The organism is Sphaerisporangium sp. NPDC005288 (genome assembly GCF_040607475.1).
GTDB classification, from domain to species: domain Bacteria; phylum Actinomycetota; class Actinomycetes; order Streptosporangiales; family Streptosporangiaceae; genus Sphaerisporangium; species Sphaerisporangium rhizosphaerae.
Genome location: NZ_JBEXGT010000093.1, coordinates 1 through 12,769 on the forward strand (window position 1 = coordinate 1; position 12,769 = coordinate 12,769).

Sequence of the window (12,769 nt, forward strand, 5' to 3'; positions counted from 1 at the left end):
CGGTGACCGCGTACGTTCGCCGGGCGTGGCTCTCCACTCCGGGCCGCGCCTGGTGCGGTGACCGCGTACGTTCGCCGGGCGTGGCTCTCCACTCCAGGCCGCGCCTGGTGCGGTGACCGCGTACGATCCCCGGGCGCGGCTCTGCACCCCCGGCCACGTGCCGCAGTGATCGGCGCCGGGTCGGCGGGTCGTGGTACGGCGATTCCGGCGCCTGCCACGGCGCCCGAGCCGGTGAACGTTCGTGGACAGCGCACCAGCGGCGACGGGCGGACGATCAGGCGGGCGGTCAGGTGATCGGTCGAGCGGTCAGGCGGTGGTCAGGCGGTCAGGCGATCAGGCGGGCGGTCGGGCCGGGGACGCGGCCAGGGGCGCGGCCAGGGTGACGGCGCCGGTGGTGCCGTCCACGGTGATCTCGTCCCCGGTGGCGACCCGCGAGGTGGCGTCCGGCACTCCGACGACCGCCGGGATGCCGTACTCGCGGGCCACCACCGCGCCATGGGAGTTCGAGCCGCCCATCTCCATCACCAGGCCGCCCGCCGTCAGGAACAGCGGCGTCCAGCCGGGGTCGGTGGAGGGCGCGACCAGGATCTCCCCGGGCGACAGGTGGGCTCCCACCGGGTCGAGGATGACCCGCGCCTTGCCGGTCACCGTGCCGGGGGAGGCGGGAGTGCCGGTCATGGCGCCCTCGACGGGCGCCGCGGCCCCCACCGCCTCCGGCTCGGTGCCGTCGGAGAGCATGACCCGGGGAATGTGCCGCCGCCGCAGCTCCCGCTCGTAGGTCGCGCGGCGCGTGCGGACGAGCGCGCGCTGGTCGGCGCCGCCGAGCCCGGCCCGCGCCTCGGCGATGCTCAGCATGAACACGTCGTCCGGCTTCTCCAGCAGCCCGCGCCCGGCCAGTTCCTTCCCGACCGCCGCCAGGTGCCCGCGCATCTCGCCGAGGGCCACGATGAAGCAGAACTTGGGCATCTCCCGGTAGCCCGCCAGCTCGCGGGTGCGTCCCAGGGCGAAGCGCACGACGCGTCCGCGCAGGCCGCCCACCCGGCGGGCGAGCGTGCCGATCATCTCCTCCGCCTCGCGCGCTCCCCGGGCGAACTGCTCGTCGGGGGCCAGGGATGGGTCGTCCAGCCGCAGGTAGTTGGCGAGCACGCCCAGCACGTGCGACGGGTCGTCCGCCCAGCGGGGCATGCCCACGTCGATCTCGGCGACGGCCCGGTGGCCGTAGCGGGCCAGGAAGCCGTCCAGCTCCGCGCGCAGCACGGGCGGCAGTTCGCCCTGCGGCAGGGCCGGGCCGGCCAGCGCGCGGGCCGAGGCGGCGTCGGCGCGGATGCGCGAGGCCGCGTGCCACAGGGCCAGGTCCATCTCGGTGGTGACGTTGTGCGGCAGTCCCCGCAGCACGGTCGGCAGCTCGCCGGGCCTGTTGTGCCCGCGGAGCAGGCGGGCGGCCAGGGCCATCATCAGGAAGCCGGCGACCGGGGCGGGCACGATGTGCGGGATCGTCGGCACCACCTGGGTGCGCAGGCAGTGTTCCACGTGGTCGAGCCGCTGCTCGGGGGTGGCGTCCGGCGACAGCGCGAGCCGCTCGCGCAGGCGCTCGACCACCCGCGCTATGCGCTGCCGCGAGCTGCGCGGGTCGCGCAGCGCCTGCACGATGCGCACCGGTATGCGATATCGGGCGGCGATGCGCCACAGCCGGCGCACCGCGGGCAGCGGCGAACGGTGGGTCACGCTCAGCCGCGGGTCGTCGAACAGGCCGCGCAGCACGACCGCCGACCGCGCCTCCATGACGTCCAGCAGCCGGGGCACGACGGCCCGCCCCACCCGGCTGCGCATGACGCCGGTGATGTCCCCGAACAGGCGCATGCCCGGCTCCGCGAGCGGCAGGGGGCCGGTGCGCGCGCCGTAGAGGGTGGCGATGACCGAGCCGGCGAGCGTGCGGAAGGCCGAGACCCCCATCGGCGTGATCGGCCGGTGCAGGCCCTGCGCCAGGCTGAAGCAGAAGTACACCCGCAGACCGTCCGGAGGCGTCTCGGGCAGCGGGTACAGGGTGGTGATCGGCCGGGCCTGGGTGAGCCACAGCGCTCCGGAGGAGTCGATCGCCCACTCGGTGTCCTGCGGGGAGCCGTAGTGGTCCTCCACGCGGGCCCCGAGCCCGGCCAGGGCGACGATCTGGTCGTCGGTCAGGCACGGACCGTCGGCGGACTCCCGCGCGACCTGCTCGGTGCCGCCGCCCTCGACCGAGCGGATCACCGTCGCCTTGTCGCCGAGCACCCGCTTGGTGATCTTCTTGGCCGGGCCGACCACGAAGTGGTCGGGGTTCACCCCGCCGGAGACCACCGACTCGCCGAGCCCGGGGCTGGCGTCGATCACCACCTCGCGGCGCCGTCCGGTGACCGGGTTGGCGGTGAACATCACCCCGGCGACCTCGGCCTGCACCATGCGCTGGATGACCACGGCCAGGTGGACGGCGGCGTGGTCGATGCCGTTGGCCGCGCGGTAGGCGACGGCGCGGTCGGTCCACAGCGAGGCCCAGCAGCGGCGGACGGCGTCCAGCACCGCCTCGGGGCCGACCACGTTCAGGTAGGTGTCCTGCTGGCCGGCGAAGCTCGCGTCCGGGAGGTCCTCGGCGGTGGCCGACGAGCGGACCGCCACCGGGCCGTCGGCCGCGCGCCGCACGGCGCGGGCGATGTCGTCGGGCACGGGGGCGGCCAGGACGGCGGCGCGCGCCCGGCCGGCCAACTCGGCCAGCGTGGCGGTGTCGCCGGGGGCGGTGCGCGCCAGGGCGTCCAGCACCTCGCCGAGGTGCGCCCCCTCGGCGACGCGGCGGTAGGCCCAGGTGGTCAGGCAGATCCCCGGCGGCACGGGCAGCCCGGCCCGGGTCAGCACGCCGAGGTTGGCGGCCTTGCCCCCGACCAGCGGCAGCGCGTCGGCGGCGATGTCCTGGAAGCCGAGGATCAGGGGGTGGTGCTCCGGGCCGGCGAGCCGGCGGTCACCGTCGGAGGTCAGCATGTCGGTCTCCCTGTGGAGCCGCCGGGGCGGACGGGGCCCGCGCTCCCGGCGACGCTGTCCGTCGTATGACCCCACCATAAACTCATCAGCCGTTGAAATCAACGACCGATGAAATAAGGGCCATGACGCGGAGCTAGCTCATGGTGTTGCCCCCGTTGACGGCCAGCCGCTGGCCGGTGACGAAGCGGGCGCCGGGGGAGGCCAGATAGGCGACCGCCTCGGCGACGTCGGCGGGAACGCCCATGTGGCGCAGCGGCAGCCGCGCCTCATAGTCGCTCCAGTCGTCGCCGGCGTGGCGCTCCACCGGGATCCAGCCCGGTTCCACGGTGTTGACGGTGATGCCGAGCGGCCCGAGCTCGCGGGCCCACGAGCGGGTCAGGCCGTGCATGGCCGCCTTGGCCGACACGTAGTGCGCGAAGTCGGCGTTGCCCAGGTCGGCCACCTCGCTGCCGATGTTGACGACGCGCCCCTCGCCGGCGGCCTTGAAGTCGGGCAGCACGGCGTGCAGGAGCAGCAGAGGCGCCTTGACGAAGAACCGGAGCTGGTCGAGGTGGTCCTGCCAGGTCTGCTTCTCGATCGGCATCATCGGCTGCGGGCCGGTCGCGTTGTTCACCACGACACCGATCGGGCCGACCCGCTCGCGGATGTCCTCGACGCCGCGCGCGACCTCCTCCTCGTCGGTGACGTCGAACCGCGCCACGTACGCCGCCGCGCCGATGCGGCCGGCCACCGCCGTCGCGCCCGCGGTGTCGTGGGCGTAGTTGACGACGACCTTCCAGCCGTCGGCCGCCAGCCGTTCGGCGATGGCCGCGCCGAGGCCCCGCGAGGCCCCGGTGACGAGTGCGCATCCCATGATTCCGTCCTCTCCGCACAGGAAATGCCCTCATCTTTGCCCATCAGCGCACATTCGCGCACATGTCGCCTAGGGCCGAGACGTGCGGATATCCCGGATCGCGTCCGGTACATCACATCGGGAGCGTCACGTCGGGCGGGGGAGAGGAGTCGCCAGTGGCAGCGGCCGTCCGCGCCGGCGGACGGCCGTCCGGTCTAGCCGGCGGTGATGGCCGGGGCGGGCGCGTCGGCGTGCAGGCGGTGCAGCACCCGGCGGAAGGCGTAGATCGAGACGCCGACCGCGACGCCGCTGATGGCCGCGACCACCGACGTGCGCACCAGGAGGTAGGTGCCGATCGACTGGTGCAGGAGCAGCCAGATGCTGACCGCGGAGTTGGCCAGCAGCACGAACGCCCACAGCAGCGTGATGCGGGCGAAGAAGCGCCGCACCCGCTCGTGCCGCAGCACGGCCGAGGGAAGGTGGATGTAGTCCAGGGTGAGCTTCTGGACCAGCGGCCTGTTCAGGCGGACCGAGGCCAGGAAGGCCATGCTGATGCAGATCGTGCCCAGTTCGGGCTGAAGGAAGTAGACGACGGCACTTCCCGTCCACCAGCCCAGCGCCGCCCGCGCGGTGATGGCGATCGCCGCCAGCAACATCGTGCCGGGGACGGGCCGGCGGCGGACGACCCGCCACAGCACCCCGGCGTACACCCAGCTCACCGCCGCCACCAGCGCCCCGTCCAGGCCGAGCACGGCCAGGGCGGTGTAGAACACGGCGAGCGGGGCGACGACGCCTTCGAGGAGCCGCGGCACGGCCTGCCGGAGCAGTGCGGTGATCCTCGGGAGGGTGAAGTGTGGAGCGTTCATGCTTCTCCCAGGGAGGACGTTCGAGGAACGACGCTAAAGCTTCGACGCCTACCCTGGGATGTGTTCGCCGAAACGCGGCCGAAACGCCGAATTGTAGTCATTAGTGGCTCACGGTACACAATGTCCAGGTAAGGCGTACATATGTTGGTAATGATCGTTTATTCCGATCATTACCGGGCTTCGGGCGGTACACCCTTCATGAGGTGGTTGAACATTGGATAACGGTTCGGGAACGGAGGGTTTCCGGATGGCGAGCGGTTCGGGAGCATGAAGTCATGGCAGTGCTCTCACGCACGCATGTCCCCCCGTCCGCCGATCGCGTGGCCGACGTCGCCGTCGAGCTGACCCGTTGGCCCGACCTCGCGGTCAGCCACTCTCGCAAGGCCATCCGCTTCCGCGCGCGCGGCCGCGAGATCATCCGCATGCGCGGCGACCACACTGCCGAGCTGCTGCTCACCGCCTCCCTCGTCGACCGATGGGCCCGGGTGCTCGCCGACTCCCATCGTGTCACACCAGGTCACGGCACCGGCTGGATACGTGTCGAGATCGCGGACCGCACCGACGCCGAGCTGTTCCTGTCACTGGTCAGCGTCGCGCTGAAGGTCAACGACGACTGAGCGGGACGGCCGGCGGCCGCGCGAGCGGCCGCCGTCAGCCGAGGCTGGAGGTCGCCAGCCGGGCGCCGAAGGCGAGGAAGAGCGCCCCCACGCCGGAGGTCAGACCGGCCGAGAGCCTGCGCCGCCGCCGGAACTGGGTAGCCAGGTACACCCCGCCGAAAATCAGCGTGGACAGATAGACGACGCTGAAGAATTGGCAGATCGCGCCCAAGATCAGGAATGACAGCGCCGGCGCGCCGTAATGCGGGTCGACGAACTGCACGAAGAACGAGATGAAGAACAAGATCGCCTTGGGGTTGAGCAGGCTGATCGTGAGGGCCTTCCTGAACGGGTCGGCGAGGTCGGGCGCCGCCTCCGCATGCCCGCCCGGCTCGTCCTTGCCCCGCCACGACCGCACGGCGGCGCGGATCATGTTGAAGCCCAGCCACGCGAGGTAGGCCGCGCCGGCGTACTTGACCACGTTGAACAGCATCGGCGTGGACCGCAGCAGCGAGGCGACCCCGGCCGCCGACAGCACCATCAGCACCGTGTCGCCCACGAACACCCCGCCGGCCGCGCGGTACCCGGTGCGCACGCCGCGCCGCGCCCCCACCGTCAGGACGTACAGCGAGTTGGGACCGGGAAGAAGAATGATCAGAAAGGCCCCGATCACGTAGGCCCAGATATTGGTGATGCCGAAGAACATGCCGCCGAACTCCATGTACGCAGGGAAGTGACACGCTATACCGCCGCAAACCCCGCATTCACCCCGTTAACCCGAGCCATCTGCCACAACACCGGCCCGGCGCCCTGGGCCGCTGCGCGTCCGGAGGAACGTGACCGCCGTCGTCGCGCCGGGCATGGCGAATCCGGGCCGGGCCGCCGCGGCCGGGTGACCGTATGTCTCCAGGCAGGCGGGTAGACCAGTGTGACCCGGCTGTCAAAGCCGCCCTGCCTGGGAGAAAACCTCGTCGTTTGGGCCTTGTGAGCGGCCTGCGCCGGAGCTACGATCGCGACAACTCTTAGGAAACTTTCCTAAAAGTACTGGTGATCTGCAGCCGTCCGCGCCCTCTGTCCCCTCCAGTGCCGATGCCCCATGAGCTGCGGACATCCAGTGAGCCAGCGCCCATCCTCCCTCTCACCCCCCTCGCGTCCCGCGCCCGGGACGCGCGACGCCCGCCTTTCGCAGCATGGGAGCGATCATGCGACGCACCTTGCCCCTGCTCGTCCTCACAGCCCTGGCGAGCATCGCCGTCGCGGTGCTCGCGCCACCGGGCGCGCAGGCCGCCTCGGTGAGCGCCACCTTCGTCAAGACCTCCGACTGGGGGTCGGGCTTCGAGGCCAAGTACACCGTCGCCAACGGCACCGCGAACACCGTCAACGGCTGGACCGTGGAGTTCGACCTGCCGTCCGGCACCACCGTCGGCACCTACTGGGACGCCCTGATGAACCAGTCAGGCGGCCACTACACCTTCAGGAACCGCGAGTACAACGGATCGCTGGCGCCCGGCGCCTCCGCCTCGTTCGGGTTCGTCGGCGCGGGGCCCGGAGCGCCGCTGAACTGCAAGGTCAACGGCGCGTCCTGCGGCGGCGGCACCACCCCCAGCCCGACACCCACGCCGCCCGGACCAACTCCGACTCCCACTCGCACCCCCACCCCGACCCCGACGCCCACGCCGACCCCGACCGTGACCCCGCCGCCGACCGGCGCGATCCTCCTCGCCCCCTACATCGACATCACGATGACCACGCCGTCGCTGGTCAGCGCGGCCACCGCGACCGGAGTGAAGAACTACACCCTCGCCTTCGCCCTCGGCGACAGCACCGGCTGCAACCCCGCCTGGGGCGGCACCATCCCGCTGAACGACTCGCGCGTCATCAACGACGTCCGCGGACTGCAGGCACGGGGCGGCCAGGTGATCGTCGCCACGGGCGGCGCCGTCGGCCCGTACCTGGAACACAGCTGCGGCACCACGGCGCAACTGCTGGCGGCCTACAAGAAGGTGCTGGACACCGTCGGCACCAACCACCTGGACGTCGACATCGAGGCGTCCATCGACATCGCCAAGGTCAACTCGGCGCTCAGGCAACTGCAGGCCGAACGCGGCACGGTGATCAGCTACACCCTCCGCATCCAGGGCCAGGACTACGGCATGGACCCGTTCTCGGTCCAGATCCTCCAGGACGCCGCGGCGCGCGGGCTGAACGTGCTGGTCAACCCCATGCTGATGGACTTCGGCTACTCCGGCGCCTGGGGCGACGCCATGGTGTCCGCGGCCAACGCGACGCTCGGGCAGATGCGGACGATCTGGCCCTCGAAGACGGACGCGCAGCTCAAGCGGCTGCTCGGCCTGACCCCGATGATCGGCAAGAACGACACCGGCCAGACCACCACGCAGGCGGACGCGCGCAAGCTGCTGTCCTACGCCCAGGCCAACCACGTCGGCCGGATCGGCTTCTGGTCGGCCGGCCGCGACAACGGCGGCTGCCCGAACGGCACCCTCTCGCCCACCTGCAGCGGCGTCAGCCAGTCGGCCTACGAGTTCACCACCATCTTCAAGGCCTTCACCGGCTGAAAGGACGATCCGATGCGCCTGATCCGCTTATGCGTCGCGGCACTGCTCGCCGCGGGCGCCGTACTGGTGGTGACGACGGCCCCCGCCTCGGCGGCCTCGGCCACCGCGACCTTCACCAAGCCGCAGGACTGGGGGAGCGGCTTCGAGGGCAAGTACACGGTCACCAACGGCACCTCCAGCCCGCTCAACGGCTGGACCGTCGCCTTCGACCTGCCCTCCGGCTACTCCGTCACCACCGCGTGGGACGCGGTGATGACCAGGAGCGGCCAGCACTACACCTTCACCAACCCGAGCTGGGCCCCGACCCTGGCCGCCGGCGCCAGCACGACCTTCGGTTTCAACGGCAGCCCCGGAAACTTCGGCGCCCCGCTCAACTGCACCCTGAACGGAGCCTCCTGCTCGGGCGGCACCACCAACCCCGGCGCGCCCGGCACGCCCGGCACCCCGGCCGTCACCGGCACGTCGAGCACGTCGATCTCCCTGTCCTGGTCCGCCTCCAGCGGCACCGTGACCGGCTACCGCGTGTACGAGGGCTCGACCGTCAGGGCCACGGTGACCGGCACCTCGGCCACCATCGGCTCGCTCGCCTCCTGCACCTCGCACACCTACACCGTGAAGGCGTACAACTCGGTCGGCGAGTCGTCCGCGAGCGCGGCCGTCACCGCCACCACCACCGGATGCCAGCAGCCCACCGGCGGCAGCGGAGCCCCCTACCTGTACCTGGGCTGGGGCAGCCCGCCGAACCCCGCCACGGTCATGAACGCGACCGGGGTCAAGTCGTTCACCATGGCGTTCGTCCTGTCCGGCGGCGGCTGCACCCCGGCGTGGGACGGGCAGCGCCCGCTGCAGGGAGGCGCCGACGCGACGGCGATCGCGCAGATCAAGGCGGCCGGCGGCGACATCGTCCCCTCGTTCGGCGGCTGGAGCGGCAACAAGCTCGGCCCGAACTGCTCCACCCCCCAGGCGCTGGCCGGCGCCTACCAGCAGGTCATCAGCGCCTACAACCTGAAGGCCATCGACATCGACATCGAGAACAGCGACGAGTTCGAGAACGAGGCCGTCCAGGACCGCATCCTCAACGCGCTGAAGATCGTCAAGCAGAACAACCCCGGCATCAAGACGATCGTCACGTTCGGCACCAGCACCACGGGCCCGACGTACTACGGCACCCGGCTCATCAATCAGGCCGCGGCGCTGGGCGCGAACATCGACGTGTTCACGATCATGCCGTTCGACTTCGGCGGCGGCGCCAACATGTACCAGAGCACCGTCAACGCCTCCGAAGGCCTGAAGACCGCGCTGAAGAACGCCTTCGGCTGGTCCGACGCCACCGCCTACGCGCACATGGGCATCTCCGGCATGAACGGCCTGTCCGACCAGCAGGAGACCACCACGCCCGCGACCTGGACCCAGATCCGCGACTGGGCCAAGTCCAAGGGGCTGGCGCGACTGGCGTTCTGGTCGGTCAACCGCGACCGCGGCTGCGCGGGCGGCGGCGTCCAGTCGGCGTGCAGCGGCATCGCCCAGAGCGACTGGCAGTTCACGCAGATCACCGCCGGCTTCTGACCGGCGGTCTCGCCTAGATCAGACGAGTGCGAAGACCGAAGCCGCCGAGGACCGTGCGGCCCGCGGCTCCGACCCCCCACGGAGCCCGCGGGCCGCACGCTCGTCCCGCACAGCGCCTTCGGTTCCTCGTCGGTCCCCTCGGAGAGGGCCGCCCGCGCTCTCCTCGCCGTCCCTGGGCACCTCGTCCGTGACCTGCGCGTGTGCTCGACGGCCGCCTCTGTGGACCGATCTAATGCACACTTAGCGCATGATCGTCACCCATAGGAGTCAAAACACTTCTTTGTGTGAACAATTCTGGATAGATGGTGGCAATTTTCACACCCGAGTGGTCGGTATGGGTTGTGTTCCGGCAGGCTAGTGAGCGTCATGGACAACGCAATTCTCACGGGGTGCGTCCTCGTCTCAGGTGTCGTGCTCGCGATCGTCGCCCAATGGAAGGGCTGGAGACCGTCGCCGGCCGTCACGCTCGCCGTCGGCGTCGGGGTGCGCGTCCTGATCATGATCTTGGCCGTGAAGTCCGTCTGGCAGCCCGTGGACTTCATGAAGAGCTTCCAACCGGCGGGCCGGGCGATCTTGGCTCACCAGGACCCCGTGCTCGAGAGCGACGGCGGCTGGCACTTCCTTCCCACGATCCCGTACGTGTACGGCTTACTGCTGTGGATGCACATCCCGTGGGAGGTCGCCGGCCGCCTGGTCACCGTGGTCGCCGACATCATCCTGATCCCCCTGGTCGGCAGGCTCGCCGGCGGCAAGGACGCCCGCCTGCGCGCCTTCCAGTACGCCTGCAACCCGCTCGCGATCCTGGTGGCCGCGGTGCACGGCCAGGTCGAGCCGGTCTCCCTGATGTTCGGCGTCGCGGCCTTCATCGTCGCCAGGAACGCCAGGACGTCCAGGCCCGTCCGCAACACGATCGTCGCCGGCCTGCTCATGGGTCTTGCGCTGTGCGCCAAGAGCTGGCCGATCTGGCTGGTTCCCGGCATGCTGCTGTTCCTGCCCGACCTGCGCTCGCGCATCTACGCGTTCTTCGCCACCGGCGTGGCGCCGATCTTCTTCCTGGTCACGCTGCCCATCGGCGCGGGCACCTCCCTCGCCCAGCTCCCCAAGGTGATCCAGACCATCGGCGACGTGCGGCCCATCATCGGCGAGTGGGGATGGACCGCGCTCGCGGTCGGCGGCGACTGGACTTTGAACGCCGACCTCGCCCGCTACGGCCAGTGGGCCATCTACGGCACACTGCTCGTCGTCGGGTTCCTGTGGCGCCGCGCCGACCCCGTCGACCTGACCACGGCGCTGCTGCTCGCGTTCATGGTCGTCACCCCGCGGCTGGGCGCGCAGTACCTCATGTGGTTCATGCCGTTCCTCGTCGCCCGTCCGACGCGGTTCGCCTGGCCGGTCATCATCGGCACCTCCACGTGGGCGGCCGTCGGCTATCTCTACCTGACCCAGTTCAACGACGTGCGCTGGTGGAACCTGCACTCACCGTGGGCGATGAGCTCGGCGGTGCTGCTTCCCCTCCTCATCGCCGCCATGCCCTGGGGCCGCAGGCACGGGAGCTCCACGCTCGCGACGAGCGAGGGAGTTCCCCGCACGGCGGTCGGAGCCTCGGCCTGAGGCGGGCTCGCTCTCCGGCATGATCAGCGTGCGCCTTCGCGATCGCGGACGCTCGCGAGACGCGTGGACGCCCGCTTGGACGCGCGGACGCCTGTCCTGACGCGCGGCCTGCGTCCATTCCTGCCGGGTCACGACCCCGGCCGGTTCGCGGGCAGCTCGCCGGACACCAGGGCGGTCGACCACTTGAGCCCCGGGTCGCTGTCGATGAACAGGGCACGGGTCAGCAGAGTGAGCGGGATGGCCAGAAGCGCTCCCAGCGGTCCCAGCACCGTCGCCCAGAGGATCAGCGACAGGAATGTCACCGTGGTGCTCAGCCCGACGGCGTCGCCGAGGAACTTCGGCTGGATGAACGACTGGACCACGATGTTGATCACCATGTAGGCCACGATCACCAGGATCATGCTCCGCAGACCGCCCGTCAGGAGTGCCAACAGGGCCGGCGGCACCAGCCCGATGACGAACCCGATGTTCGGGATGTAGTTGGTGATCAACGCCAGCACGCCCCAGAGCAGGGGAAGTGGCACGCTCAGCACGTACAGCGCGACCACGTCCAGCGCGGCACAGATCAGGCCGAAGATCGTGGAGACGAGCAGGTAACGCCGGGTCCTGTCGGCGAACGTCGTGAGCGCCTTGGTGATCGCCGGCCGCTCCGCCGCGGCGGCCGCGATGATCCGGGAAATGACCGGTGCGTCCAGGCTCATCGCCAGCAGCAGCACGACGATGAGGAACAGGCTCGAAACCACTCCGAGCACGCTGGACACCAGGCTCTGCGCGATCCCCAACATCTTGCCCGGATCAAAGGACCGCAGCGCCTGGTTCACCTGTGGCGCGATGCCGCGCGCGGCCGCCCACGCCTGGGCGTCGGCCACCAGCTTGTTGAACTGACCCGAGTAGCCCGGCAGCAGCGTCGCCATCTGGACGACAGCGGTGGTGAGGATCGCCACCATGCCGAGCAGGACCACGATGACCACCGAGAACGGCACGGCGACGACCAGCCAGCTCGGCGCGCGCCTGCGGACGAGCCACCCCCTGATCGGGGCGACCGCCACGACCAGGACCAGGGCGAGCACGATGGGGCCGAGGATGGTGTTGACGGCCTTGATGCCGGCCAGCACGACGACGGCCGAGGCCGCCACCAGCAGCATGACCAGCGCCCGGGGGGTACTTCGCTCGCTCACGGTGGTCAGCCTCGATCCGGTTCGTGATCCTCGGTCCTACCGCTTGTTGTACTGGTCTTGCCCCGTGGGCCGAAAGGTTCTACTCGAACGTTGCCTGTATTGGATCGAGGGACGCGCGGACGGTGCTAATCTTTTGTCGTCGGCATCGCCCGGCCACCAACCAAGCCCACCACCTCGAGTGGTTGCGGCCTGGGCGCTGGCGGGAGCGCATGTCGGTACCCCTCGAAAAAATCTTCGCAGAGGCGCTTGCGTCACTACGACAGAGTGTGTAAGTTCGAGGGGTTGCCCTGGAGACGGGGCGGCCTGAATGCTCGTTGGTTCGGGTGGCGGGAGTCAAGTGCCGGTAACGGCGCGATTTGGTTCCGGTCGGCCGGATCGGCTAAAATGAAGGCATACGAGATGAACGCCCCAGTCGGGGGTCGGGTCCTTGGTGGGTCTGGTTCCCGGTGGTGTACGCGTCCGTTTCTTGAGAACTCAACAGTGTGTTAAAAGCCAGTGCATGAATATGCATTAACCTCCGTCCTTCGCGCTCTTCGGG

General features: G+C 70.3%; 9 protein-coding genes. 4 read left to right on the forward strand and 5 right to left on the reverse strand.

Annotation, left to right across the window (positions count from 1 at the left end; genetic code table 11):
* Positions 1–333: 333 nt before the first annotated feature.
* The 3 genes from ABZU32_RS40450 to ABZU32_RS40460 form a co-directional block, all read right to left on the reverse strand.
* Entirely contained in the window at positions 334–3,006 is a 2,673-nt protein-coding gene (locus ABZU32_RS40450) for a PEP/pyruvate-binding domain-containing protein (protein ID WP_354931973.1), read from the reverse strand.
* Between the two features lie 133 nt (positions 3,007–3,139).
* Entirely contained in the window at positions 3,140–3,859 is a 720-nt protein-coding gene (locus ABZU32_RS40455; RefSeq protein WP_354842336.1) for an SDR family oxidoreductase, read from the reverse strand.
* Between the two features lie 194 nt (positions 3,860–4,053).
* Positions 4,054–4,704, reverse strand: a complete 651-nt coding sequence (locus tag ABZU32_RS40460; protein WP_354842338.1) for a VC0807 family protein — start codon at positions 4,702–4,704, stop codon at positions 4,054–4,056.
* 275 nt (positions 4,705–4,979) lie between these two features.
* Between ABZU32_RS40460 and ABZU32_RS40465 the strand changes: the two genes are divergently transcribed.
* A complete protein-coding gene (locus tag ABZU32_RS40465; RefSeq protein WP_354842341.1) occupies positions 4,980–5,321 on the forward strand; it encodes a luciferase family protein in 342 nt (113 codons plus the stop codon).
* A gap of 34 nt (positions 5,322–5,355) precedes the next feature.
* Here ABZU32_RS40465 and leuE read toward each other — a convergent pair whose 3' ends face one another.
* Complete coding sequence (gene leuE, locus ABZU32_RS40470; RefSeq protein WP_354931988.1) at positions 5,356–6,006, reverse strand: leucine efflux protein LeuE; 651 nt, start codon at positions 6,004–6,006, stop codon at positions 5,356–5,358.
* A gap of 496 nt (positions 6,007–6,502) precedes the next feature.
* Between leuE and ABZU32_RS40475 the strand changes: the two genes are divergently transcribed.
* The 3 genes from ABZU32_RS40475 (at position 6,503) to ABZU32_RS40485 (ending at position 11,053) form a co-directional block, all read left to right on the forward strand.
* On the forward strand, positions 6,503–7,876 hold the full coding sequence (locus ABZU32_RS40475; protein ID WP_354931976.1) for a cellulose binding domain-containing protein: 1,374 nt from the start codon (positions 6,503–6,505) through the stop codon (positions 7,874–7,876).
* 12 nt (positions 7,877–7,888) lie between these two features.
* Positions 7,889–9,442: a cellulose binding domain-containing protein gene (locus ABZU32_RS40480; RefSeq protein ID WP_354931979.1), complete on the forward strand. Its 1,554-nt coding sequence runs from the start codon at positions 7,889–7,891 to the stop codon at positions 9,440–9,442.
* Positions 9,443–9,808: 366 nt separating this feature from the next.
* Positions 9,809–11,053, forward strand: a complete 1,245-nt coding sequence (locus ABZU32_RS40485; RefSeq protein ID WP_354931982.1) for a hypothetical protein — start codon at positions 9,809–9,811, stop codon at positions 11,051–11,053.
* A gap of 128 nt (positions 11,054–11,181) precedes the next feature.
* Here the strand turns inward: ABZU32_RS40485 and ABZU32_RS40490 are convergent, their stop codons facing one another.
* Entirely contained in the window at positions 11,182–12,231 is a 1,050-nt protein-coding gene (locus ABZU32_RS40490) for an AI-2E family transporter (RefSeq protein WP_354931985.1), read from the reverse strand.
* Between the last annotated feature and the right edge of the window lie 538 nt (positions 12,232–12,769).

Excerpts from the sequence above, each read along its gene's own strand:
- ABZU32_RS40450 (WP_354931973.1), bottom strand. The coding sequence starts at position 3,006 with ATGCTGACCTCCGACGGTGACCGCCGGCTCGCCGGCCCGGAGCACCAC.
- ABZU32_RS40455 (WP_354842336.1), bottom strand. The coding sequence starts at position 3,859 with ATGGGATGCGCACTCGTCACCGGGGCCTCGCGGGGCCTCGGCGCGGCC.
- ABZU32_RS40460 (WP_354842338.1), bottom strand. The coding sequence starts at position 4,704 with ATGAACGCTCCACACTTCACCCTCCCGAGGATCACCGCACTGCTCCGG.
- ABZU32_RS40465 (WP_354842341.1), top strand. The coding sequence starts at position 4,980 with ATGGCAGTGCTCTCACGCACGCATGTCCCCCCGTCCGCCGATCGCGTG.
- leuE (WP_354931988.1), bottom strand. The coding sequence starts at position 6,006 with ATGTTCTTCGGCATCACCAATATCTGGGCCTACGTGATCGGGGCCTTT.
- ABZU32_RS40475 (WP_354931976.1), top strand. The coding sequence starts at position 6,503 with ATGCGACGCACCTTGCCCCTGCTCGTCCTCACAGCCCTGGCGAGCATC.
- ABZU32_RS40480 (WP_354931979.1), top strand. The coding sequence starts at position 7,889 with ATGCGCCTGATCCGCTTATGCGTCGCGGCACTGCTCGCCGCGGGCGCC.
- ABZU32_RS40485 (WP_354931982.1), top strand. The coding sequence starts at position 9,809 with ATGGACAACGCAATTCTCACGGGGTGCGTCCTCGTCTCAGGTGTCGTG.